The organism is uncultured Halomonas sp. (genome assembly GCF_947501415.1).
Classification (GTDB): Bacteria; Pseudomonadota; Gammaproteobacteria; order Pseudomonadales; family Halomonadaceae; genus Halomonas.
In genome coordinates, this window is record NZ_CANMVL010000011.1 from 91,165 (window position 1) to 113,828 (window position 22,664).

At 66.1% G+C, this 22,664-nt stretch carries 22 protein-coding genes and 1 tRNA gene; 11 read left to right on the forward strand and 12 right to left on the reverse strand.

Annotated features, from left to right (window positions below; translation table 11 throughout):
* Window positions 1-17: 17 nt before the first annotated feature.
* Window positions 18-545, reverse strand: a complete 528-nt coding sequence (locus tag Q0894_RS08940) for an HPP family protein (protein ID WP_299234014.1) — start codon at window positions 543-545, stop codon at window positions 18-20.
* Window positions 546-801: 256 nt separating this feature from the next.
* Window positions 802-878, reverse strand: a tRNA-Arg gene (locus Q0894_RS08945).
* A 248-nt stretch (window positions 879-1,126) separates the two neighbouring features.
* On the opposite strand from Q0894_RS08945, the gene Q0894_RS08950 reads away from it, so the two are divergent.
* Window positions 1,127-1,984: a c-type cytochrome gene (locus Q0894_RS08950; protein ID WP_299234017.1), complete on the forward strand. Its 858-nt coding sequence runs from the start codon at window positions 1,127-1,129 to the stop codon at window positions 1,982-1,984.
* Between the two features lie 96 nt (window positions 1,985-2,080).
* Here the strand turns inward: Q0894_RS08950 and rep are convergent, their stop codons facing one another.
* The 4 genes from rep to pyrE all read right to left on the reverse strand — a co-directional run bounded on the left by rep (window position 2,081) and on the right by pyrE (window position 6,035).
* Window positions 2,081-4,156 carry a DNA helicase Rep gene (gene rep, locus Q0894_RS08955; RefSeq protein ID WP_299234020.1) on the reverse strand — a complete coding sequence of 692 codons (2,076 nt, stop codon included), beginning with the start codon at window positions 4,154-4,156 and terminating at the stop codon, window positions 2,081-2,083.
* A complete protein-coding gene (gene trmL / locus Q0894_RS08960) occupies window positions 4,153-4,644 on the reverse strand; it encodes a tRNA (uridine(34)/cytosine(34)/5-carboxymethylaminomethyluridine(34)-2'-O)-methyltransferase TrmL (RefSeq protein ID WP_299234023.1) in 492 nt (163 codons plus the stop codon). Before trmL ends, rep begins: the two co-directional genes overlap by 4 nt.
* Window positions 4,645-4,721: 77 nt before the next feature.
* On the reverse strand, window positions 4,722-5,279 hold the full coding sequence (locus Q0894_RS08965) for a YfaZ family outer membrane protein (RefSeq protein ID WP_299234026.1): 558 nt from the start codon (window positions 5,277-5,279) through the stop codon (window positions 4,722-4,724).
* 66 nt (window positions 5,280-5,345) lie between these two features.
* Window positions 5,346-6,035 (reverse strand): orotate phosphoribosyltransferase, encoded by a 690-nt coding sequence (gene pyrE, locus Q0894_RS08970; protein ID WP_299234029.1) that lies wholly within the window; start codon window positions 6,033-6,035, stop codon window positions 5,346-5,348.
* A 91-nt stretch (window positions 6,036-6,126) separates the two neighbouring features.
* On the opposite strand from pyrE, the gene Q0894_RS08975 reads away from it, so the two are divergent.
* The gene (locus tag Q0894_RS08975) at window positions 6,127-6,894 is read left to right on the forward strand and encodes an exodeoxyribonuclease III (protein WP_299234032.1); all 768 of its coding nucleotides are present in this window, start codon (window positions 6,127-6,129) and stop codon (window positions 6,892-6,894) included.
* A 91-nt stretch (window positions 6,895-6,985) separates the two neighbouring features.
* Here Q0894_RS08975 and rph read toward each other — a convergent pair whose 3' ends face one another.
* Window positions 6,986-7,723, reverse strand: a complete 738-nt coding sequence (gene rph / locus Q0894_RS08980) for a ribonuclease PH (RefSeq protein WP_132044715.1) — start codon at window positions 7,721-7,723, stop codon at window positions 6,986-6,988.
* A 171-nt stretch (window positions 7,724-7,894) separates the two neighbouring features.
* Between rph and Q0894_RS08985 the strand changes: the two genes are divergently transcribed.
* The 7 genes from Q0894_RS08985 to thpR all read left to right on the forward strand — a co-directional run bounded on the left by Q0894_RS08985 (window position 7,895) and on the right by thpR (window position 14,328).
* Window positions 7,895-8,758, forward strand: a complete 864-nt coding sequence (locus tag Q0894_RS08985) for a YicC/YloC family endoribonuclease (RefSeq protein ID WP_299234037.1) — start codon at window positions 7,895-7,897, stop codon at window positions 8,756-8,758.
* Window positions 8,759-8,816: 58 nt separating this feature from the next.
* Complete coding sequence (locus tag Q0894_RS08990) at window positions 8,817-10,007, forward strand: MFS transporter (protein WP_299234040.1); 1,191 nt, start codon at window positions 8,817-8,819, stop codon at window positions 10,005-10,007.
* 93 nt (window positions 10,008-10,100) lie between these two features.
* Window positions 10,101-10,715: a guanylate kinase gene (gene gmk / locus Q0894_RS08995; protein ID WP_299234043.1), complete on the forward strand. Its 615-nt coding sequence runs from the start codon at window positions 10,101-10,103 to the stop codon at window positions 10,713-10,715.
* A gap of 135 nt (window positions 10,716-10,850) precedes the next feature.
* Window positions 10,851-11,108 carry a DNA-directed RNA polymerase subunit omega gene (gene rpoZ / locus Q0894_RS09000; RefSeq protein WP_132044707.1) on the forward strand — a complete coding sequence of 86 codons (258 nt, stop codon included), beginning with the start codon at window positions 10,851-10,853 and terminating at the stop codon, window positions 11,106-11,108.
* Window positions 11,109-11,173: 65 nt separating this feature from the next.
* Window positions 11,174-13,312: a bifunctional (p)ppGpp synthetase/guanosine-3',5'-bis(diphosphate) 3'-pyrophosphohydrolase gene (locus Q0894_RS09005; RefSeq protein ID WP_299234051.1), complete on the forward strand. Its 2,139-nt coding sequence runs from the start codon at window positions 11,174-11,176 to the stop codon at window positions 13,310-13,312.
* 86 nt (window positions 13,313-13,398) lie between these two features.
* The gene (locus tag Q0894_RS09010; protein WP_161423655.1) at window positions 13,399-13,788 is read left to right on the forward strand and encodes a RidA family protein; all 390 of its coding nucleotides are present in this window, start codon (window positions 13,399-13,401) and stop codon (window positions 13,786-13,788) included.
* 21 nt (window positions 13,789-13,809) lie between these two features.
* Window positions 13,810-14,328: an RNA 2',3'-cyclic phosphodiesterase gene (thpR, locus tag Q0894_RS09015; protein WP_299234055.1), complete on the forward strand. Its 519-nt coding sequence runs from the start codon at window positions 13,810-13,812 to the stop codon at window positions 14,326-14,328.
* A gap of 24 nt (window positions 14,329-14,352) precedes the next feature.
* Here thpR and Q0894_RS09020 read toward each other — a convergent pair whose 3' ends face one another.
* Window positions 14,353-15,225 carry an SDR family oxidoreductase gene (locus tag Q0894_RS09020; protein WP_299234058.1) on the reverse strand — a complete coding sequence of 291 codons (873 nt, stop codon included), beginning with the start codon at window positions 15,223-15,225 and terminating at the stop codon, window positions 14,353-14,355.
* Window positions 15,226-15,292: 67 nt separating this feature from the next.
* Between Q0894_RS09020 and Q0894_RS09025 the strand changes: the two genes are divergently transcribed.
* Together Q0894_RS09025 and recG are read left to right on the forward strand one after the other, a co-directional pair.
* Window positions 15,293-16,213 (forward strand): hydrogen peroxide-inducible genes activator, encoded by a 921-nt coding sequence (locus Q0894_RS09025; protein ID WP_299234061.1) that lies wholly within the window; start codon window positions 15,293-15,295, stop codon window positions 16,211-16,213.
* On the forward strand, window positions 16,210-18,303 hold the full coding sequence (gene recG, locus Q0894_RS09030; RefSeq protein ID WP_299234064.1) for an ATP-dependent DNA helicase RecG: 2,094 nt from the start codon (window positions 16,210-16,212) through the stop codon (window positions 18,301-18,303). The genes Q0894_RS09025 and recG overlap by 4 nt, the downstream gene beginning before the upstream one ends.
* Window positions 18,304-18,391: 88 nt before the next feature.
* Here recG and yccS read toward each other — a convergent pair whose 3' ends face one another.
* The 4 genes from yccS to Q0894_RS09050 form a co-directional block, all read right to left on the reverse strand.
* A complete protein-coding gene (gene yccS, locus Q0894_RS09035) occupies window positions 18,392-20,512 on the reverse strand; it encodes a YccS family putative transporter (RefSeq protein ID WP_299234067.1) in 2,121 nt (706 codons plus the stop codon).
* Between the two features lie 11 nt (window positions 20,513-20,523).
* Window positions 20,524-20,880 (reverse strand): hypothetical protein, encoded by a 357-nt coding sequence (locus tag Q0894_RS09040; RefSeq protein WP_299234070.1) that lies wholly within the window; start codon window positions 20,878-20,880, stop codon window positions 20,524-20,526.
* A gap of 117 nt (window positions 20,881-20,997) precedes the next feature.
* Window positions 20,998-21,273: an HU family DNA-binding protein gene (locus tag Q0894_RS09045; RefSeq protein WP_195688639.1), complete on the reverse strand. Its 276-nt coding sequence runs from the start codon at window positions 21,271-21,273 to the stop codon at window positions 20,998-21,000.
* Window positions 21,274-21,460: 187 nt separating this feature from the next.
* Window positions 21,461-22,621 (reverse strand): FAD-dependent oxidoreductase, encoded by a 1,161-nt coding sequence (locus Q0894_RS09050; protein WP_299234074.1) that lies wholly within the window; start codon window positions 22,619-22,621, stop codon window positions 21,461-21,463.
* Between the last annotated feature and the right edge of the window lie 43 nt (window positions 22,622-22,664).

Genomic DNA, 22,664 nt, shown 5'->3' on the forward strand with positions numbered 1-22,664 from the left:
CCCTTGGCTCTGGCCCCCTACCAGTGCAGCGGATAGCGCCGATGGCGAGCCAGGTTGTTCACCAGCACCGCCACCACCACCATGATGGCGCTACCGACGCCGATGGGCATCAGTGGATACCACCAGCCCAACCCCGTGATCTCGGGCCCGCCGATCACCGCGATCAGAGCCGCGGCGGCACCGGGCGGGTGCACACTGTGAGTCAGCTGCATCAACAAGATGGAGAGCGATACCGCCAGGGTCACCGCCAGCGTGGTAGCGCCCAGCAGCTGGAAGCAGGCGACCCCGGCCATCGCCGAGAGCAGGCTGCCCAGCAATACATTGCGCGGCTGAGCAAAGGGGCTTTCCGGTGCGGCGTAGAGCAGCACCGAGGTGGCGCCGAAGGAGGCCACGATCAACAACTGCTGGGAGAGCCAGTGCGCACTGAGCCAGCAGATCGCCCCCATGCCGGCCACGGCACCCAGCCATGACCAGAAGGCATCGCCGAGATCAGGCGTATCGCGTCGCAGGCGTTCACCGCGCATCTTTCCCAGATAGGTCTTCATCGTTCCTGAATCGTGAGGGGGTGAGCGGCAGAGTCTGTCAAATTACCTAGCGACATGAAAGCAAGTATTATTTATAACCAAATGAATTAAATTTGACCGGCATCATGTTTCCCCTGCCTCGCCAAGGCATCGCTCCCCTTATCCACTCTGACAACATCACCACTGGCAGCGAAACGAACGGGCGCCCCCTTTCGACGAGTCTCAGGCACGCAGAAGGGCCCGGGGAGAGAGTTCTCCCCGGGCCCTTCGATATTCTTGGCGCGCCCGGCAGGATTCGAACCTGCGACCTTTGGCTTCGGAGGCCAACACTCTATCCAACTGAGCTACGGGCGCCTTGCTCGACATGGCATCGAGCGGTCGACATCCTAACCGCCAGGCAGGCCACTGTCCAGCGCAAGGCGTTGCGAACGCTTTCATGGCACCTAAGCGTGGAGGACGCTGCCATTTTCCTGGCGACAGGGTTGCCGGTATACTGTCGGCAATGACTGCATGATGGCATCTCCTCGGCTGCGTTGCCGATATCGTTCCCGCCGGGCGCTGCCACGAACAACTTCCTAAAGGACCGTGAAGAGGTGGTGAGAGTGAAATTCAGCAAGCTGATCATGGGGTGCCTGGCCACCCTGGGCCTGACCGCCAGCGCCGGCACCGCCCTGGCGCAGGACGACGCCGAACGCGAAGCCATCGCCGAGCGCCTGAAGCCGGTGGGCGAGCTCTGTGTCGAGGGCGAAGATTGCGGCACCGCCAGTGCCAGTGCCGGTGGCGCCAGCAGCAGTGCCTCCAGCGGCGGCGATATCGATGGCGCCAGCATCTACAACAATGTCTGCATGGCCTGTCATGAGACCGGTGCCGCAGGTGCCCCGATTCGCGGCGACGAAGCGGCCTGGGCCGATCGCGTGGAGAAGGGCTTCGCCACCCTGCTGGATCACTCCATGAATGGCTTCAATGCCATGCCGGCTCGAGGCGGCAACCCCAACCTCTCCGACGCCGAGATGGAGGCCGTCACCGCCTATATGGTTGAGCCGGTGATGGATGTGCCTGAGCTGGGAGGCGGCGACGAGGCGGCGGCCGAAGCGCCGGCAGAGGAAGCCGACGAGAAAGCACAGGCCGATGCCGCTAGCCAGGAAGATACTACCGATGACTCGGCTGAGAGTGCCAGCGCCGAGGAGTCAGCCGCGGATGGTGAACCCTCCCACGCCGGTATCGACGGAGAAGCGATCTTCAATCAGATCTGCATGGCCTGTCACATGACGGGGGCAGCTGGCGCTCCGGTCCGCGGTGAAGCCGACCAGTGGGCTCCTCGCCTGGAGCAGGGCATCGAGACCCTCTACGACCACTCCATCAACGGCTTCAACGCCATGCCGGCCAAGGGCGGCAACCCAAGCCTCTCCGATGATGAGGTGAAGGCTGCTACCGACTACCTGATCGCTCCGGTGCGATAAGCTCCCGATCACGGCAGGTCAAGCGGGGCGCCTACGGGCGCCCCGCTTGCGTATGATCGTCAGGAAGATGCCAGCCCCGCAGAGCAGACATTCGACTCACCCCAACAGAGAGCGCAGCCCGGCGATGGCACTCTGGCCCCGCGCCTGCTTCTTCTCCGGATCCTCGCGGTCCGGCTGCCCCTCCCACTCCAGATCCGCCTCGGGCAGCTCGTCGAGGAAGCGACTGGGTGCGCAGTCCATCAGCTCTCCGTAGGTCTTGCGCTGTCGAGCCAGGGTCAGGGTCAGGGTACGCCGCGCCCGGGTGATGCCCACATAGGCCAGGCGCCGCTCCTCCTCCACCGTGCCCGCCTCGATGGCATTGCGGTGGGGCAGCAGCTCCTCCTCCAGCCCCATCAGATAGACATGCGGGAACTCGAGACCCTTGGAGGCGTGCATGGTCAGCAGCTGAACACGGTCGGAATCATCCTCCTCGGCCTGCTGCTCGAGAATATCCCGCAGCACCAGCCGCGAGATAGCCGCCTCCACGCTGTCGGTCTCGGTCTCCTCGGAGGCCGTACTCTCCTCCGGGTCGGCCTCCATCGACTTCTCCAGCTGGTCGATCAGGATCCAGACATTGGCCATGCGCCGTTCGGCGATGGTCGGGGCGCTGGCGTTCTGATAGAGCCAGGCCTCGTAATCCATCTCGTGCAGCATGTCGCGAATGGCGGCGATGGCATCGCCTCCATCCATGCGTCGCCGCACGCCGTCGATAAAGTGGGTAAACCGCCCCAGACGCTCGACCGCCCTGACCGGCAGCTGCTCGGCCAGGCCCAGCTCATGGCAAGCGGCGAACAGCGAGATGCTCCGCCCATTGGCCTGCCCGTTAGCGTAGTTGGCCAGCTTCTCCAGGGTACCGGGGCCGATCTCGCGGCGCGGCACATTGACGATGCGCAGGAAGGCGTTGTCATCGGCCGGATTGATCAGCAGCCGCAGGTAGGCCATGGCATCCTTGATCTCGTTGCGCGAGAAGAAGGAAGTGCCCCCGGAGAGCTTGTAGGGAATCTGGTAGTGCTGCAGCTTGAGCTCCAGTAGCCGGGCCTGGAAGTTGCCTCGGTAGAGCACGGCGAAATCGCGCCACTCGGCGCGCTCCTTGATGCGCCGGGTGAGGATCTCGCTGGCCACGCGATCCGCCTCGGCCTCCTCGTGGCGGTTGACCACCACGCGGATCGGCGCGCCCTCGCCCATGTCCGACCACAGGGTCTTCTCGTAGACATGGGGGTTGTTGCTGATCAGGGTGTTGGCGGCGCGCAGAATGGTGCCGGTGGAGCGATAGTTCTGCTCGAGCTTGATGACATCCAGGCGCGGAAAGTCCTCGCCCAGGGTCACCAGGTTTTCGGGGCGTGCCCCACGCCAGGCGTAGATCGACTGATCATCGTCGCCCACCACGGTGAAGGTGGCCCGCTCGGCCATCAGCAGCTTGACCAGCTGGTACTGGCTGACGTTGGTGTCCTGATACTCATCCACCAACATGTAGTGAATGCGCTTGCGCCAGCGTGCCAGGGCCTCGGGGTCGTCGCGCAGCAACACCACCGGCAACAGGATCAGGTCGTCGAAGTCCACCGCGTTGTAGGCCTTGAGGTGGCGGTTGTAGGCCTCATAGACCCGCGCGGCGAACAGCTCATCCTCATCGGCGGCATGTGAGAGCGCCTGGCCCGGCAGTATCAGGTCGTTCTTCCACTCGGAGATGCGGTGCTGCACGGCATTGATCTGGTCGGCGTCGACCTGGGCATCCTTGTGCATCAGGTCACGCAGCAGTGCCTTGGCATCCTCGGGGTCGAACAGCGAGAAGCCGGGGCGATAGCCCAGCGCCTTGAGCTCGCGGCGGATGATATTGAGCCCCAGGGTATGGAAGGTGGAGACGGTCAACCCGTGCCCCTCCTTGCCCTTGAGCATTCCTCCCACCCGCTCCTTCATCTCCCGGGCGGCCTTGTTGGTGAAGGTCACCGCAGCAATGCGTCGGGCACTCATGCCACAAACCTGAATCAGGTAGGCGATCTTGGTGGTGATCACGCTGGTCTTGCCGGAACCGGCCCCCGCCAGCACCAGGCAGGGACCGTCGATATAGCGCACCGCCTCCTGTTGCCTGGGATTGAGACCGGCGAGACGCTGCTGGATGGTCTTGGAAGCACTCAAGGGAGGGGCCTCACGCTGTCTTCCCCTGCCGCGCCGGCGAAGTCCAGCTGCCGCCAGGCTTCATAGACCAGCACCGCACAGGCATTGGAGAGATTGAGACTACGGCTGTCGGGCCGCATGGGGATGCGCAGCCGCTGCGACTCCGGCAGGGCATCGAGCATCCCCTGGGGCAGGCCACGGGTCTCGGGGCCAAACACCAGGGAATCACCGACCCGGTAATCGGGCTCATGGTAGCCACGCCGCCCGCGCGTCGATACCGCAAAGACCCGCATCGGCCTGGCGGCCTCGAGGTAGGCCTGCCAGTCAGGGTGCACGCCTACCGCTGCCCACTCATGATAATCGAGACCGGCACGGCGCAGGCGCCTGTCATCGAGTTCGAATCCCAGCGGTTCGATCAGGTGCAGGCGAAAGCCGGTATTGGCGCACAGCCGAATCAGATTCCCGGTATTGGGGGGTATCTCGGGCTGGAACAGAACGACATCGAGCATGATTTATCCGCCGTGGACCCGTTGGAACGCAGGCGGGCCCCATGATGGGGCCCGCAATCCTCGCCGCAGGGAGGCCGTCAGAAGCGCAGGCGCACGCCGACCTGAGCGCCGCGGTCCAGGGTCTGACTGCCGCGGTCGTCGTCGAAGTCGGCATCCAGCTGACGCAGCCCGAGGTAGCCATCCACATTGGGAGTGAAGGCGTAGCGGGCACGCAGACCGACCTCATAGCCCTTGTCCAGCTCGCTGGTCGTCACCACACCGGGGGTATAGAAGCCGTAACCGCCCAGCGAGACCGCCGGCAGGTTGGGCAGATAGACGTAGCCGTAGCCACCGAGACCCAAACCGCCACCCTCTCCGCCCCTGGCATCATAGTGCGTCCAACGGGCACCGATGCCCACTTCACGCCGCGAGGTGTGCTGGCTGCCCATCAGCTGGGCATGATAGACGGTAGCATCCTTGCGGTAGTCGCTGTCGAGCACGCCACCGCCGAGCTGAATGCCCTCCACGACTTCGCCGGCCGCCTCGAACTGCACGGCATCCTCGCCCAGATTGAGGTCCAGGCTGGCGGCCTGGGCAGTGCCTGCACCCACCATCAGCAGCAGGCACGCCAACAGCGTCTGTCTCGTTCTCATCATGCTCTTCCCGTTCTCTGCCGTCGGCATATCCTGTTTGGCTCCTGTAGAGCTTAGCCCAATCGACCGTCACGCCACAGAGGAAACACCATAGCGCGCACGATAGTCGCGAATGGCCTCGGCATGACCACGCAGTGAGTCGCCGGCATGCTCCTCGAGATAGGTCAGCACCATATCCAGCGTCACGATACTGACCACCGGCATGGCGTAGCGTGCCTCCACTTCCTGGATGGCGCTCAGCCCCTCGCCTTCGACCTCATCACTACCGCGCTCCTGGCGGTCCAGGGCGATCACCACCCCGGCGGCACGCGCCCCGGCGGCCTCGATCAGCGTCATGACCTCACGGATGGCAGTGCCGGCGGTGATCACGTCGTCGATGATCAGGATATCACCGGCCAGTTCGGCACCGACGATGGTGCCTCCTTCGCCGTGGGCCTTGGCCTCCTTGCGATTGAAGGCGTAGGGCAGGTCGCGGTCATGATGGTCGGCCAGCGCCACCGCGGTGGCGGCGGCCAGGGGGATGCCCTTGTAGGCGGGACCGAAGAGCACATCGAACCGCGGGGCACGCTCGGCGATCGCGTGGGCGTAGAAGCGACCCAGGCGGGCCAGGGCGGCGCCGCTGCGGAAGAGGCCGGCGTTGAAGAAGTAGGGACTGACGCGGCCGGACTTGAGGGTGAACTCGCCGAAGCGCAACACGCCCTGCTCGATGGCAAATTCGATGAACTCACGCTGGTAGGGCTGCAGGTGCTGATCCGCCACGGGGCCTCCTATCACATTTATTGGCCTTGGCCATTTACCCATACGTCGAAACGTCGGGTATCATACACGCGCGACGGAAAAGGGACCACGTATGAAAATAGCAACCATCAACGTCAACGGCATCCGCGAAGCGGTCGGTCGCGGGTTTCTCGACTGGCTGGCCAACCAGGACGCCGATGTCGTCTGCGTTCAGAACCTCAAGGCCAAGAGCTTCGAGCTGGATGACAGCATCCTCTATCCGGAAGGCTACGAGGGCTACTTCCTCGACGCCGAGCAGGACGGCTTCTCCGGGGTCGGACTCTATTGCCGCAAGATTCCCAAGGCGATCATGTACGGACTGGGCTTTCCCCAGTGCGACCATGAGGCACGCTTCCTGCAGGCCGACTATGACCGTTTCAGCATCGCCAGTTTTTTGATGCCCGACGGCAACGACCCGGCCGCCAAGCAGGCCTTCATGGCACAGTATCAGGAGTACCTCAGCAAGATGGCTCGCAAGCGCCGCGAGTACATCATCTGTGGCACCTGGCACATCGCCCACAAGACCATCGACCTGGAGAACTGGGCCGATAACCAGAGCACGCCCGGCTTTACCCCCGAGGAGCGTGCCTGGATGGATCAGGTGTTCGGCCCCACCGGCTTTATCGACACCTTCCGTGAGATCAACCGTGACGCCGGTGAGTACACCTGGTGGCCCAAGCCCGACCAGGAGGTGCCGCGATCTCGTCAGGAGGGCTGGCGTATCGACTATCAGGTGGTGGGGCCCAACTTCCGCCGCCATGTGGTGGATGCCTGGATCGACTACGACGCTACCTTCTCGGAGTACGCGCCGCTGATCGTCGAGTACGACCTGCCGCTCTAGGCACCTCCCTCCGTCGCCGTTCCGGTCAGTCGGAACGCAGAGTGCCGGCCAGTGATGGCCGGCACTCTGCATTAGCATGAGGCCTGCAGGATCAGCGCGGTATACCCAGCGACTCACGCTGGTGGTCGAACAGCTGCACGCCGGCATTCTCGGCCAGCTCGAGCATGGCATTGAGCTCGGCGCGACTGAAGCTGTCCTTCTCGGCGGTGCCCTGTACCTCGATCAGGCTGCCCCCTTCGGTCATCACCACATTCATGTCGGTATCGGCACCGCTATCCTCGGGGTAGTCCAGGTCCACCACCGGCACGCCCTTGAAGATGCCCACCGACACCGAGCTGACCAGCTGCTTGAAGGGGTCTCCCTTGATCAGCTTGTTGCGTTGCAGGTAACGAATCGCGTCCACCAGCGCCACGCAGCCGCCGGTGATGGAAGCGGTTCGCGTGCCGCCATCGGCCTGGATCACGTCGCAGTCCACGGTGATGGTGAATTCACCCAGCTTCTTGAGGTTGACCGCCGCACGCAGTGAACGACCGATCAGCCGCTGGATCTCCAGGGTGCGGCCGCCCTGCTTGCCGCGGGTCGCCTCGCGTCCACCGCGGGTATGGGTGGCCCGGGGCAGCATGCCGTACTCGGCGGTGACCCAGCCCTGGCCCTTGCCGCGCAGCCAGCGCGGCACGCCGGGCTCGACGCTGGCGTTGCACAGCACCTTGGTATCGCCGAACTCCACCAGCACCGAGCCCTCGGCATGACGGGTGTAGTCGCGGGTCAGGCGGATCTCGCGGGGCTGCTCGGGCGCGCGCCCGCTGGGGCGTCGAAAGTCGTTGGCCATGATACCTCGTGATCGATAGGGGTTGAGAAGACGTTGAGTTGTTTCGGCTGGCCGACATTCTACACGCTTGGCCCGACGCTGCCGGCGAATCGGTTACACTGCGGCCTGTTCACGAGGCATGATCCGCTCTTCTCACCCTTCATCTCACACCAGTCACCCCGGGAGCCCACCATGGTGCACAGCATGACCGCCTTCGCCCGTCAGGAGCACACCGCCGCCTGGGGCAACCTGCAGCTCGAATTGCGTTCGGTGAACCAGCGCTATCTCGAACCCCACTTCCGCCTGCCGGAGAGCCTTCGCGATCTGGAGCCCGCCTTCCGCGATGCGCTGCGTGCTCGCCTGGCGCGGGGCAAGGTCGAGGTCAGCCTGCGCTTCGAGGCCGCCGGTGAGGGCACCGAGCTCGCCGTCAACCCGACACGGCTCGCCGAGCTCGGCCGCGCCCTGGGCGAGGTGCGCCAAGTAGTGACGGAGGCCACCCCGCCCGACGCCCTGGCCCTGCTCGAGTACCCGGGGGTGCTGGAGAGCCGCGGCCCCGATCCCGAAACGGTAAAGAGTGCCGCCCTGGCACTGTTCGAGCGCGCCCTCGACGACCTGCTCGCCGGCCGCGCCCGGGAGGGGGAGAAACTCGCCGAGCTGATCCGCGAACGGCTCATCGGCATCGAGTCTCAGGTAGCCGAGGTGCGTGGCCTGATGCCACGGATCCTCGAGCGCCAGCGTGCCCAGCTGCTCGAGCGCCTGGAGACGGTAATGGCCGAGCTCGACCCCCAGCGCCTGGAGGCGGAGCTTACCCTGCTGGCCCAGAAGGCCGACGTCGACGAGGAGCTCGATCGTCTGGCGACCCATGTCGCCGAGGTGAAGCGCCAGCTCGACCAGAAGGGCCCGGTGGGCCGCCGCCTCGACTTCCTGATGCAGGAGCTAAACCGCGAGGCCAATACCCTGTCGTCGAAATCGGTGGTGGCCAGTACCACCCGCTGCGCCGTGGAGCTCAAGGTGCTGATCGAGCAGATCCGCGAGCAGGTGCAGAACATCGAATAGCAAGACCTGCCCTCCCTGCCACCCAGTGGGGGGGCGCCCTACCTGTCATGGAGACATCATGTCCGCATCTTCACCCGCCGCGGCTCGCCATCCGCGCCTGGCGGAACTCGCCCTGGCGCTGGGGGGCTTTGGCATCGGCACCAGCGAATTCGTGATCATGGGCCTGATGGAGCGAGTCGCCGCCAACCTCGAGGTGGCCACCGCCGACGTCGGCTACGCCATCTCCGCCTACGCCCTGGGCGTGGTGGTGGGGGCGCCGCTGATCTCGGCACTGGCCGCGCGCGTGCCTCGTCGTGCGCTGCTGATCACCCTGATGCTGGTGTTCGCCCTGGGCAACGTGGCCAGCGCCCTGACCACCACCTTCTGGCCCTTCGTCGCCCTGCGCTTTATCGCCGGACTGCCCCACGGCGCCTTCTTTGGCGTGGCCGCACTGGTCGCGGCGGCGGCGGTACCCGTGGATCAACGCGCTCGCGCCATCGGCCGGGTGATGCTGGGGCTGAGCGTCGCCATCGTGATTGGCGCCCCCCTGGCCACTTGGGCCGGCCAGTGGCTGGGGTGGCGCTTCGCCTTCCACGCCGTGGGCGGTGTGGCCCTGGCCACCATGCTGATGATTCGGCTGTTCGTTCCGGTCCAGCCCGGCGATCGCAACGCGAGTCCACGCCGCGAGCTCGGCGCCCTGGTCAGTCAGCGGGTCCTCGCCACCCTGGCCGTCGCCGCCATCGGCTTCGGCGGGATGTTCGCGGTATTCAGCTACGTGGTGCCGACCCTGCGCGATCAGGCGGGCATGCCCGAGGCCCTGGGCCCCTGGGTGCTGGCCATCTTCGGCATTGGCGGCATCATCGGCAACCTGGTCGGTGCCAGGCTTGCCGACCGTCACCCCGTCGGTGCAATCCCCTGCATCCTGCTGTGGAGCCTGACGATACAACTGGGATTCTATGTCGCCGCCAATCACCTGGTGACGGGGCTGCTGTTCGTTGGCCTGGTGGGGACCGGCATCGCCCTGGGGCCGGCGCTGCAGTCGAGGCTAATGGATGTGGCCGGTGAAGCGCAGACCATGGCCGCCTCCATGAATCATGCCGCCTTCAACGGCGCCAACGCCCTCGGCGCCTGGCTGGGCGGTATCACCGTCAAGACCGGCGCCGCCTGGTCGGCCACCGGGCTGGTGGGTGCCGGCCTGGCGTTGGGTGGTCTGATGATCTTCGTCCTGGGGCGCCAGCTCGAGCGGCGGCGTCCCGCCCCCTCCGGCTAGCCGGATGCAGGCCTCACATGGGTATGCGATACTTCGCCCCCTTCCACTATCGGCCTCATCCCGGTCCCCGGACCACCCAACCCGGAGATGCGCATGTCGCAAGGTACGCTGTTCGTTGTTTCCGCTCCTTCCGGCGCTGGCAAGACCAGCCTGGTGCGCGAACTGGTCGAGAGTCTCGACGGCATCCAGGTATCGGTCTCACACACCACGCGGCCCCGGCGCGAAGGCGAGGTGGACGGGGTCAACTACCACTTCGTCGAGGTGACCGAGTTCGAGGCGATGGTCGAGCGTGGCGAGTTCTTCGAATACGCCCGGGTGTTCGACAATTACTACGGCACCTCGCGGCCCGCGGTACAGGCGGCGCTGGCCGCCGGCCAGGACGTAATCCTGGAGATCGACTGGCAGGGTGCCCGCCAGGTCCGGCAGCAGCTCCCCGAGGCGGTATCGATATTTATCCTGCCTCCCTCACGGGAAGAGCTGGAGCGTCGACTCTCCGGACGGGGTACCGATGAACACGCGGTGATCGAACGGCGCATGCGTGACGCGGTGAGCGAGATGTCCCACCATGACGAGTATGACTACCTGGTGATCAATGACGACTTCACCACTGCCCTGGCCGAACTGCGCGCCCTGGTGGTATCTCATCGCCTGACCCGCCAGCGCGCCGGCGCCACCCATGCCCCCCTGCTGCAGGCGCTTCTTGCCTGAAGGCCGCGTCTGTGGCGCTTGTCAGCGCTGCCGGGCGTCGAGTAACCTATTGGGTCTACCCATAGCGGACACCCGTCCACGCGCCCACCGCGTGTTTGATGTCGGGGGTCCCGTCAGCTCTTCAGGAAGGCACCCATGGCGCGAGTCACAGTCGAAGATTGTCTGGAAAACGTCGAAAACCGCTTCAAGCTGGTGATGATCTCCACCCACCGCGCTCGCCAGCTGGCCCGCGGCTCCCGCGACGCCCAGCTGCCGTGGGACAACGACAAGCCCACCGTCATGGCCCTGCGCGAGATCGCCGCCGGCCTGGTCGACTCCAGTGTGCTCGACGAGCCCATCGAGGCCCTGGTGCGTCCGCCCCAGCCACAGTACGGTAGCTTCACCGAGGAGTGATCCCCGACGGCGCCACGGCGCCGTCCTCCCCTTTCGGACACTCACCCAGGAGTCAGGCGCGCCGCATGTTCACCATCGATGACCTGGCCGATCGTCTCGGCGGCTATCTACCCCAGAGCGAGATCCAGCAGGTCAAGCGCGCCTTCTACTATGCCGAGCAGGCCCACGACGGCCAGCGTCGGCGCTCCGGCGAAGCCTATGTTACCCACCCTCTGGCGGTCGCCAACATCCTCGCCAACATGCATATGGACCATCAGAGCCTGATGGCGGCCATGCTGCATGACGTGATCGAGGATACCGGTGTCGACAAGGAGGCCCTGGCCCAGCAGTTCGGAGCCCCAGTTGCCGAACTGGTGGATGGCGTCTCCAAGCTGACCCAGATCGCCTTCGAGGACAAGGCGGTGGCTCAGGCGGAGAACTTCCAGAAGATGGTACTGGCGATGTCCCGGGATATCCGGGTGATCATCGTCAAGCTCGCCGACCGCCTGCACAACATGCGCACCCTCGGTGCCCTGCGCCCCGAGAAGAAACGGCGCATCGCCCGCGAGACCCTGGAGATCTACGCCCGCATCGCCAGCCGGCTGGGCATCAATACCATCCGCGTGGAACTCGAGGATCTCTCCTTTCACGCCCTGCACCCGATGCGCGCCGAGCGTATCAAGCGCGCCGTCTCCAGCGCTCGGGGCCACCGCCGGTCGGCGATTCGCCAGATCCAGAACACCCTTCAGCAGAGCCTCGACGACGGGGGGCTGCCAAGCACGGTGGTCGGACGCCAGAAGCACCTGCTGTCGATCTATCGCAAGATGCGCGATCAGCGCAAGTCGTTCAACGAGATCATGGACGTCTTCGGCTTCCGGATTCTCACCGAGGATGTCGACAGCTGCTACCGCATCCTCGGCGTGGTGCATAACCTCTACAAGCCGGTGCCCGGGCGTTTCAAGGACTATATCGCCATCCCCAAGGCAAACGGCTACCAGAGCCTGCATACCACCCTGTTCGGCGCCGGCGGCATGCCCATCGAGGTGCAGATCCGCACCCGCGAGATGGAGGCCATGGCCAACAACGGCGTCGCCGCCCACTGGCTCTACAAGGCGGGCCAGACCGACCACCCCATCGCCGAGGGGAGCCACGCCCGGGCTCGTTCCTGGATCAAGGGGCTGCTCGAGATGCAGCGCCACGCCGGGGATTCGCTGGAGTTTATCGAGCACGTCAAGAACGACCTGTTCCCAGACGATATCTACGTGTTCACACCCAAGGGCGATATCATGGAGCTCCCACAGGGCGCCACGGTGATCGACTTCGCCTACAGTGTGCACACCGATATCGGCAACAGCACGATCGCCTGTCGCATCGATCGTCACCTGGCCCCGCTCTCGACCCGTCTGGAGAGCGGCCAGACCCTGGAGATCATCACGGCCCCCGGGGCGCGCCCCAATCTCAACTGGCTCAACTTCGTGATCACCGCCAAGGCGCGTTCGGCGATCCGTCATGCCCTGAAGCACCAGCAGCACACCGAGGCGGTGCAGCTCGGTCGCCGCCTGCTCAACAAGGCCCTCGGCGAATTCGAGACCAGCCTGGAGGAGCAGCCCGAAGACCTGCTGCCCGATCTGCTCGCGGAGCTGAGCCTGAAGAACGAGGATGCCCTGCTGGAGTCGATCGGCCTTGGCTCACGTGTGGCCCACGTCATCGCACGTCGCCTGATGGACCTTCAGCATGGTGCGGCCACCGGCCAGGACAACGCCCCGGACACTCGCCGCCATGGTCCGATCCTGATTAGCGGCGCCGAGGGCATGATCATCAAGTTCGCTCGCTGCTGTCATCCACTGCCCGGCGATCCGGTGGTGGGCCACCTCTCGGTAGGCAAAGGCATCGTGGTGCACCGTGCCGAGTGCCGTAACCTGGCCGAACTCAAGACCGACCCCGAGAAGCTATTCCCCCTGGAGTGGGCGGAGACCATCGACGAGGACTTCCCGGTGGCACTGCGCCTCGAGGTGCAGAGCCATCGCGGCCTGGTCGCCGAACTGGCCGGGGTGGTCACCGATGCGGACGCCAACGTCGAGCGCATCGGCATCGAGGAGCGCGACGCCCGCCTGGCCACGCTCAACCTGACCCTGGCGGTGCGTGATCGCGTCCATCTGGCGCGCATCATCAAGCGTCTACGCAACCTCTCACACGTCGAGCGCATCAGCCGCCTCGGCAACTGAGCCTTCCCCGACCGGCCCGTCAGCGCCCGATGGGGCGAGCGGGCCGTTTTTGATCAACGTGAATCAACCACATGATGGAGTACACCATGAGCAACAAGGCCGTGATCAACACCGAGAAAGCTCCCGCCGCCATCGGCCCCTACTCGCAGGCCATCAAGGCCGGCAACACCGTCTACCTCTCCGGCCAGATCCCCCTCGATCCGGCCACCATGGAGCTGGTCTCCGATGACTTCGAGGCCCAGGCCCGCCAGGTCTTCACCAATCTGCGCGCCGTCTGCGAGGAGGCCGCCGGCTCCCTGCAGGACATCGTCAAGCTCAACCTCTATCTGGTCGACCTGGGGCAGTTTGCGGTCGTCAACGCCATGATGGAGGAGTTCTTCGAGAAGCCCTACCCGGCGCGTGCCGCCATCGGCGTCAAGGCGCTGCCCAAGGGCGCGCAGTTCGAGGCGGAAGGTGTGATGATCCTCGGCGACTGATCCCTTTTCAGGAGGGTCCATTTGCGCCTATTTCTGGCTCTTGAGCCGCCCGACGATCTGCGCGAGCGGCTCGCTACGCTTGCCGACCTGGCCCAGGCCCGCTGCGGTGGTCGGCGGATGCCGGACGCGAGCCTGCATCTGACGCTGGCATTTCTCGGCGAGGTCGACGAAGGCCGTCTTTCGGCACTTGTCGAGTGGGTGGGTTGCCAGGCACCGACTGGGGGCATCTGGCGGCTGGATCGCTGGGGCAGCTTCCGGCGGCCGGGCAACGTATGGGTCGGGGGCAGGACGCACGACCCGGCGCTCGATGCGCTGCAGGCGGGCCTGTGGAACGGCCTGGAAGCCCTGGGGCTAGGCGTACGCCCGACGCGCTTCGTCCCCCACGTAACCCTGCTGCGGCGAGCCGAGCGGATGGCCATCGGGCCCCTCGAGGCACAGGCCCCGGTCGCGCTCGACTGGCGGTGGCAACGCCTGACACTGCTGCGCTCCTACACCGAGCAGGATGGGGCCCGCTACAAGGCCCTGGCCCACTCGGCCTGAGAGAGCCGGAAGGACTGCCCGCCCTCAGGCCTTCTCGGGCAGGAAACCTCCCTCCCTGAGCACCTGAGCATAGCCTTCGCGGAAGCTGGGATACTGAAACGTATAGCCACTCTCCAGTAGCCGGGTGTTGCTGCAGCGCTTGCTGGCACGGCGACGCAGCGGAGACTGGATGGTCTCGGTAGCCTCCACCTTGAGCTGTTTCGCCAGCCAGGCCATGACGTCATGGAGGGGAGCCGGCTCACTGTCGGTCGCCAGATAGAGCTCATCGACGGCCTCACCAGCGAGTACCCGACCAATCAGGTGTGCCAGCACACCGGCACAGTCATCGCGATGAATACGATTGGTATGCATGGCGGGGCTCGCCGGGGCGATGCGGCCTTCGCTGACCTGGCGTATCAGACGGTCGCGGCCAGGCCCATAGATCCCCGAGAAACGCACCACCGTGCCGGGCAGGTCGTGCTCGAGGAGTGCCCGCTCGGCCTCGCACATCAGCTGGCCGGAAAAACCGGTGGGTTCGGTGGGGCTGGTTTCATCCACGCTTTCGCCATCGCGCTGCGCGTAGACGCTGGTGGAGGAGATGAAGAAGACGTGGCGCGGTGGCTTCTCGCGTGCGCCGAATTCCGCCAGGGTGGCCCGCAGCCCCTCGGGGTAGGCGGCACGATAGGCGGCCTCCTCGAAGCGGTCGGCGCTGGCCACATAAACCAGGATATCCGCGTCCGGCAGGCCAGCCAGGCTGGCGGGATCGGCGAGGTCGGCGGTAGCCGCCTCCAGGCCCGCCTCCTTGAGCGATTCGACACGGCGGCGTACGCCAATCGCGTGCAGACCTTGCGCCTGCAGGCGCTGGCCCAGTGTCGTGCCGATGTCCCCGCAGCCCAGAATCAATGTCGTTGTCTTCACCTTTGCCTCGCCCCCTGATAGAAAGGTCCTATTGGAAATCCACAAGGATGCCCGCTAGGCAACCCTCATGACTCTAACAGAACTCCGCTATATCGTGACACTGGCCCAGGAGCGCCACTTTGGTCGTGCCGCCGAGCGCTGCTTCGTCTCCCAGCCGACCCTGTCGGTGGCGGTGAAGAAGCTCGAAGAGGAGCTCGGCGTCCCGCTCTTCGAGCGCTCCAAGTCCACGGTGCAGGTCACTCCGCTCGGCGAGAAGGTCGTCGAGCAGGCCCAGCGGGTGCTGGAACAGACCAGCGTGATCAAGGAGCTCGCTTCCGCAGGCCGCGACCAGCTGGCAAGCCCGCTGCGTATCGGCGCCATCTACACCATCGGCCCCTATCTCCTTCCTCATCTGGTACCTGAGCTTGCACGCAGCGCTCCCCAGATGCCGCTGTATATCGAGGAGGGCTTCACCGGCAGCCTGCGCCGCAAGCTGCGCAGCGGCGAGCTGGACGCCATCATCGTGGCGCTGCCCTTCACCGAGACCGATGTACTGACCAAGGCACTCTATGAAGAGGAGTTCGAGGTGCTGGTCCCGGCGGACCACGCCTGGGCCAGCCGCGACAGCGTGCACAAGGAGGAGCTGCTCAAGGAACGCCTGCTGCTGCTCGGCGAGGGTCACTGCTTCCGTGACCAGATTCTCGAGGCCTGCCCGGCCATCAGCCAGAAGCTCGCAAGCCCCAGCAATACGCTGACCGCCGAGGGGGGATCGCTGGAAACCATTCGCCATATGGTTGCCTCCAAGCTCGGCATCACGGTGCTGCCCCACTCGGCCATTGGTACCGTCCACTATGAGAGCGGCCTGCTCGAGAGCATACCGTTCGCGGACCCTGCACCGGGGCGAACCGTCGCCATCGCCTGGCGCGCCAGCTTCCCGAGGCCCAAAGCGATCGACGCCATCACCGAGGCCGTTGCTCGCTGCCGCCAGGCCGATAACGTCAAGACATGAGCGCCGAGAACACACCCCTCGACGCCCCGGTCACCTCGCTCAAGGGGGTCGGCGAAGCGCTCTCCCTGAAGCTGTCCCGGCTGCGCATCGACAGCGTGGCCGACCTTCTCTTCCACCTGCCGCTGCGCTATCAGGACCGCACCCGCATTACCCCCATCGGCACCCTGCGCGCCGGCCATGAAGCGGTGGTCGAAGGCGAGGTGATTGCCGCCGAGGTCGTACGGGGCCGGCGCCGCAGCCTGCTGGTGCGCCTGCGCGACGGCAGCGGCCTGCTCAGCCTGCGCTTCTTCCACTTCTCGCCGGCGCAGCAGCATCAGTTCCAGCCTGGTAGCCGGGTGCGCGGCTTCGGTGAGGCGCGTACCGGTGCCACCGGACTCGAGCTCTACCACCCCGAGTATCGCCTGCTCAAGGCCGATGCGCCGCCGGTGGAAGACCACCTCACCCCGATCTACCCCACTACCGAGGGGTTGCACCAGACCCGCCTGCGCGCCTTGATTGAGCAGGCCCTGGAGCGGCTCGATGACGCACCCGAGGCGCTGCCCGACTGGATCACCGCGGATCTGCGAAGCCGCTTCCGGCTGCCCGGACTCCATCGCTGTCTTCATGTGCTTCACCAGCCACCGCCGGAGGTCGACCCCGAGCAGCTGGCCGGGGGCCACCACCCGGCGACTCGTCGGCTGGCACTGGAGGAGCTGCTCGCTCACCGCCTCAGCCTGCAGACGGTGCGCCTGCGCATCCAGGAGGATGGTGCGCCCCCTCTGCCCTCGGGCCGTGGGCTGCAGGCCCGCTTCCTGACGCAGCTGCCCTTTTCCCTGACCGCCGCCCAGCGCCGCGTGCTCGACGAGATCGGCGCCGACCTGGCCCGGGAAGTGCCCATGCTGCGGCTGGTGCAGGGCGATGTGGGTTCCGGCAAGACCGTGGTGGCCGCCATGGCGGCCCTGGCCAGCATCGCCGGGGGGTGCCAGGCGGCGATGATGGCCCCCACCGAGATCCTGGCCGAGCAGCACTATCGCGCCTTCCGGGCCTGGTTTGCCCCGCTGGGCATCGACGTCGCCTGGCTGGCCGGCAAGCTCAAGGGCAAGGCACGCCTCGACACCAAGGCGGCGATCCAGGATGGCCGCGCCCAGATGGTCGTGGGCACCCATGCGCTGTTCCAGGGCGATGTACACTTCCAGCGCCTGGGCCTGGCGATCGTCGACGAGCAGCACCGCTTCGGTGTCCATCAGCGCCTGGCGTTACGTGAGAAGGGTGAGGCCGGGGGCCTTACCCCGCATCAGCTGGTCATGACCGCCACCCCTATCCCGCGCACCCTGGCGATGAGTGCCTACGCCGACCTGGATGTCTCGGTGATAGACGAGCTGCCCCCGGGCCGCACCCCGGTCAGGACCGTGGCGATGCCCGATGAGCGGCGTCCCGAGGTGGTCGAGCGCATCCGCCATGCCTGCGCCGAGGGGCGTCAAGCCTACTGGGTCTGCACCCTGATCGAGGAGTCGGAGGTACTGGAGTGCCAGGCCGCCGAGGCGACCCGGGACGAGCTGGTGGAGGCGCTGCCGGAACTCGCCATCGGCCTGGTACACGGCCGCATGAAGGCCGCCGAGAAGGCTACGGTGATGGAAGCCTTCAAGGCCGGGGAGCTGGATCTGCTGGTCGCCACCACGGTGATCGAAGTGGGAGTCGATGTACCCAACGCCAGCCTGATGATCATCGAGAACCCCGAGCGCCTGGGCCTCTCCCAGCTGCACCAGCTGCGTGGCCGAGTCGGCCGCGGTGCCACCCAGAGCTTCTGCGTGCTCCTCTATCATCCACCGCTGTCGGCCCACTCCAAGGAGCGCCTGGCGGTAATGCGCGAGACCAGCGACGGCTTTCGCATCGCCGAGAAGGATCTGGAGCTGCGCGGTCCCGGCGAGGTGCTGGGCACCCGCCAGACGGGGCTGGCCCAGATGAAGATCGCCGACCTGGAGCGCGACGCCGACCTCCTCGACCGAGTCGCGCCGCTGGCCGAGGCGCTGATGGCCAGCCACCCCGAGGCCAGCCAGCCGCTGATCCGGCGCTGGCTGGGTGAGGAGGCGGGGCGCTACGGCCAGGTGTGACGCCGTAAGCCAGCATGTCGACGCCAAGCCCAGCGGCAAGGAGATTTCTTGAAACACATAGCTTACCGCTCTCGACGAAGCCGAGCTCTTACCGCTCCGCTAAAAGCGCGGCTCCCGCTTCCCGCAACGGTGTCAGCTGCCGAGCGATCAGCATCAGCTGCGCCCCCAGCAGCGAGTCCGACTCTCCCTCGGCTACCTCGAGTGCCTCCCCCGGGGAGATCGCCTCGCGCTGCTCCAGCGCCAGGGCCAGATCATCCAGCTCGGCGATAATCGCCTCGGCCAAGGCACACTCCGCCGGTGTGACTCCCTGGCTCGCGCCGCGATGGGCACCCAGGGCGGACAGGTAGTTGAGCAGGGTATGGGCATGCAGCTGGAAAGGCACTCCCCGCTCGGCATCACGTCGAAAGGGGCCCGGCTCCTGCTGCATATTGGCCAACATGGCGGCGAGCTCCGCATCGGCGTTATGCGCATTACGGCGCGCCAGTCGATAGGTCAAGTCGTCACGCTTGCCCTCGGCGTACTGCGCCACCAGTGCCGCCAGGTAGTCCCGTTCCGAGGCCACGGCGGCGGCGGCCTGGCGATGCAGTCGTCTGCCCTGCCAGTCGGGCAGTATGGTCAGAACCGCCAGCCCGGCAATACCCGCGCCCAGCAGGGTATCCACCAGACGGGGCCAGATCAGCCCGAAGCCGTCGCCCACCTGATTGAAACAGCTCAGCACCATCAGGGTGATGGCCGCCGTGGCAAGGGTGTAGTGACGCCCGCGCAGGGCAAAGAAGGCGACCCCGGCGACCACCGCGATTCCCGCCTGGAGCGCCGGCGCCGGGAACAGGGTGATCAGCGCCCAGCCTGCCACCAGCCCCAGCACCGTTCCTAGGATGCGCTGCCACAGGAAGCGCCGGGTGGCCCCGAAGCTGGGGCGACAGACAAACAGGCTGGTCAGCAGTATCCAGTAGCCCTGGGTGGGATGGATCAGATGCAGCAGACCGAAGCCGGCCACCAGGGTGGTAGCGAGCCGTACGGCGTGACGAAAGACCGGCGAGCCTGGGGTCAGCTGCGCCTGCAGGCGCTCGATGACCTCCCCCAGACCCTGGGGGGTGCGGTCGTGGAGCACCCTGTCACCGCGCTCCCCGAGCTCCGGGTGGCGAGCCCTGGCCAGGGCTCGTGCCAGGGTCGCCAGGTTATCGGCTACGGCCTCCAGGGCGGGCAGCAGCGCCTTGCGCTCGTCGGTCAGCTCCCCGCGCAGATGTGCCAGGGAGGCGTCGAGATCGACCAGCGCCTGCTCGCTCGGGGCCAGGTCGAAGCTGCGCTTAAGCAGCAGCCCCCGGGCCAGGGTGCGGCACGCCTCGCCCTGTCGGGAGAGTACCCGCTGCATCCGAAACAGCACATCGTGATGAAAGAATGCCTCGGCCAGCTCGGCATAGGGGGAGTGGGAAGAGCTGGCCCGCTCATGGATGTCCTGGGCGATCATGTAGAGCCCCAGATAACGGGCCAGGCGCGGCGATTCGCGCTGCCCCTCCAGGCGACGGAAGAGACGCTCCTTGGCGTCGTTGAGGGCCTCCACCACAACGCCATTCTGATGCGCCAGGGCCAGGCGCCTGCTCTCCACATCCAGTTCGCGCAAGGGCTCGAACAGCGCCGCCTTGAGGCCGAGGTAACGGGCCAGCTCACGGTAGACCCGTGCCAGGGCAAGCTGCAGCGGCTGACGCGAGAAGAACGCACACCAAACGACCGAGATCACTCCATACCAGGCGGCACCGGCCACCAGTAATGACGGTTCCCGCCACAGTTCATCCAGCACCGGGCTGTCGCGTTGCTCGAGGCTGATCAGGGTGTAGATGGCCAGGATCAGGGTGGCGTTGGCGATGGTGGCGTAGCGCTGACCGACGGCGCCGAACATGGTCATGCCGAAGGCGGCCACACCCAGGCTCACGACGAGGAGCCAGGGATGGACGAAGAGCAGCTCCATCGCCAGCGAGGCCAGCGCGAAGCAGACCAGGGTGACCAGCAGGGCGGCCAGCCGCCCGGGCCAGTCGTCATCGGTCTCGGCCAGGGCACAGGCGATGGCCCCCAGGAACAGCGGAATCAGGCTGGCCATATCACCCCGCCACCAGCACAGCAGGGTGATGCCACCCAGGGCAATAAACACCCGCAGGCTGTAGGCGGCAGGCTCTAGGGTCCAGAAGCGCCGCAGGACCAGTGACGGAGACATGGTGAGAGGTGTCAGAGGTGGCGCAGCAACTTCTGCAGGCGCTGCAGGTCGTTGGCATCGCCCACCAGGCGCACACAGCCCTCCATCATGCCGTCGAGGAAGACCTGCTGGCTTGGCTTGCGCAGCACCTCGAGCGCGGTCGCCGCATCCTCGAAGCGCAGCTCCAGGTCGAGATCCACCGGCAGGCCGCGGCCATGCTCGATGCCACGAGGCGACATGCGGTAGTGCCGGGCGATGGAGAGATCTTCGGTGGCCACCCCCCAGTCGAGATGGCCCATCTCATTGAGGAGCTCGCGGAAGCGTGCCTTGCGACGCAAGGCGCGCTTGAGTAGCCAACCCAGCACCCAGAGCATCAGTTTCAGCTTCATGTCATCACCACCGGATCCCTGGAGAATAGGGGAGAAAGACGCCTGGCACCGGAAAGGGGCCAGGCGTTCGGGGGGCACTTCCCGGAGTGACGTTCCCCGGAATCACTTTCCCCGGAGTTACTTGGCCACGGCGTCCTTGAGGCCCTTGCCCGGCTTGAAGGCCACGGTCTTGCTGGCCGGAATGTTCATCGGCTGACCGGTCTGGGGGTTCTTGCCGGTGCGCGCGGCACGCTCGCGCACGGCAAAGGTACCGAAGCCGATCAGGGTGACATCCTGCCCCTGGGAGACACTCCCGGTGATCTCGTCGAGAATGACATTGAGCACCTGGCTCGCCTTGTCCTTGGACAGATCGGCACGTTCGGCAATCGCCGCCGCGAGTTCTGGCTTACGCATACAACCCTCCTGGTATTGACACTGGGTCCCGACACCTTCGTCGGGAGATAGCTGTCATGATAGTTGTCTTGGCAGACGACGCTCGCCGTTCACTCGGTTGTCTCACCGGGCGACGGGCGAGCGACGTCGAAAGAGATACTAACGATCTACTACAACATAGGGCGACCCTTGGGCCACCATCGCCGACCTAGCCTAGCAACGCCGGCGCAGCGCGCGCCAGTTCGACTTTCCGACGCACACAGCTTCCTGTCAACGCAAATCCGATCAAACGTCCGTCCTCGGCCTCGGCCAGGGCGGTCAGGTCCCCCGCCTCGCCCTCGATGCGCCAACGCGCCGGGGGATGGGTGGGCGGCAGCGATACTACCGGCAGCAACGGCGTCTTGACCAGCACCGGCCAGGGGCCATAACGCACCGGCGTCGGCGTGCCGGCAAGGGTGTGCGCCAGGGACCTGGCGCCGGCCTGCAGCGGCTGCACATACATGGCATTGACGCCATCGACGCAAGCCACATCGCCCAGGGCATGCACCCCCGGCGCCGAGGTGGCCATCAGGCGATCGGTATGGATCCCCGCGGCACTGACCTCGAGCCCCGCCGCCTCGGCCAGTGCCGTGCGGGGCCGCAGCCCCGTCGCCAGCAGCACCAGATCGGCCACCACCGATCCACCACCATCGAGATCGACAACGGCCTCGCTGCCCTCGGCAGCCAGCCCGGCGACACCGCTCCCCATGCACAGGGCCATGCCCGCCGCATGGAACGCCTCCCCCAGCGCCCAGCCCAGCGGCTCGGGGAGCAACCGTGGCAGCGGTGCCGTTTCCGGTGCGATCAGGGTCACCCGATGGCCGCCCGCCAGCAGGTCGTTGGCGAACTCGCAGCCCACCAGGCCGGCACCGATGATCGCCACTCGGGCGGGGCGGCCCAGGGCGCCTATCGCGGCGTGAAAGACCCGATAGTCATCCAGATCGTTGATCGCCATCACTCGACCGGCCAGGGACGCTGGAATATCGAAGGGCATGGTGGGCGCCGCTCCGGTCGCCAGCACCAGCTCCCCGTAGGTCAGCCGCTCCTCTCCGATATGCAGGGTACGGGAGTCGGTATCGATGGCGTCGACGCGAGTGTGGGTACGCACCACTGCATTCAGCGACTCTGCCACCGCCAGGGCATCACGGGCCGCCAGCCGCTCGGGCGGCAGTCCCTTGGTGAAGCCGGTGGAGAGCAGCGGCTTGGAGTAGTCGTCACCGCTGTCGGAGGTGATCAGGGTCACCGACCGCTCCTTGTCCAAGGCACGCAGCTGGCGCAGCAGGCCAAGGCCCGCCATGCCGCTACCGAGAATGGTCAGGGGGGCACTCATGGGTCTCCTCGTCGAGGATGGGTGGTGGTTGCGCATGGTACAC

Excerpts from the sequence above, each read along its gene's own strand:
- Q0894_RS08940 (WP_299234014.1), bottom strand. The coding sequence starts at position 545 with ATGAAGACCTATCTGGGAAAGATGCGCGGTGAACGCCTGCGACGCGAT.
- trmL (WP_299234023.1), bottom strand. The coding sequence starts at position 4,644 with ATGCTCGATGTCGTTCTGTTCCAGCCCGAGATACCCCCCAATACCGGG.
- Q0894_RS08965 (WP_299234026.1), bottom strand. The coding sequence starts at position 5,279 with ATGATGAGAACGAGACAGACGCTGTTGGCGTGCCTGCTGCTGATGGTG.
- Q0894_RS08975 (WP_299234032.1), top strand. The coding sequence starts at position 6,127 with ATGAAAATAGCAACCATCAACGTCAACGGCATCCGCGAAGCGGTCGGT.
- rph (WP_132044715.1), bottom strand. The coding sequence starts at position 7,723 with ATGGCCAACGACTTTCGACGCCCCAGCGGGCGCGCGCCCGAGCAGCCC.
- Q0894_RS08985 (WP_299234037.1), top strand. The coding sequence starts at position 7,895 with ATGGTGCACAGCATGACCGCCTTCGCCCGTCAGGAGCACACCGCCGCC.
- Q0894_RS08990 (WP_299234040.1), top strand. The coding sequence starts at position 8,817 with ATGTCCGCATCTTCACCCGCCGCGGCTCGCCATCCGCGCCTGGCGGAA.
- gmk (WP_299234043.1), top strand. The coding sequence starts at position 10,101 with ATGTCGCAAGGTACGCTGTTCGTTGTTTCCGCTCCTTCCGGCGCTGGC.
- rpoZ (WP_132044707.1), top strand. The coding sequence starts at position 10,851 with ATGGCGCGAGTCACAGTCGAAGATTGTCTGGAAAACGTCGAAAACCGC.
- Q0894_RS09005 (WP_299234051.1), top strand. The coding sequence starts at position 11,174 with ATGTTCACCATCGATGACCTGGCCGATCGTCTCGGCGGCTATCTACCC.
- Q0894_RS09010 (WP_161423655.1), top strand. The coding sequence starts at position 13,399 with ATGAGCAACAAGGCCGTGATCAACACCGAGAAAGCTCCCGCCGCCATC.
- Q0894_RS09025 (WP_299234061.1), top strand. The coding sequence starts at position 15,293 with ATGACTCTAACAGAACTCCGCTATATCGTGACACTGGCCCAGGAGCGC.
- recG (WP_299234064.1), top strand. The coding sequence starts at position 16,210 with ATGAGCGCCGAGAACACACCCCTCGACGCCCCGGTCACCTCGCTCAAG.
- yccS (WP_299234067.1), bottom strand. The coding sequence starts at position 20,512 with ATGTCTCCGTCACTGGTCCTGCGGCGCTTCTGGACCCTAGAGCCTGCC.
- Q0894_RS09040 (WP_299234070.1), bottom strand. The coding sequence starts at position 20,880 with ATGAAGCTGAAACTGATGCTCTGGGTGCTGGGTTGGCTACTCAAGCGC.
- Q0894_RS09045 (WP_195688639.1), bottom strand. The coding sequence starts at position 21,273 with ATGCGTAAGCCAGAACTCGCGGCGGCGATTGCCGAACGTGCCGATCTG.
- Q0894_RS09050 (WP_299234074.1), bottom strand. The coding sequence starts at position 22,621 with ATGAGTGCCCCCCTGACCATTCTCGGTAGCGGCATGGCGGGCCTTGGC.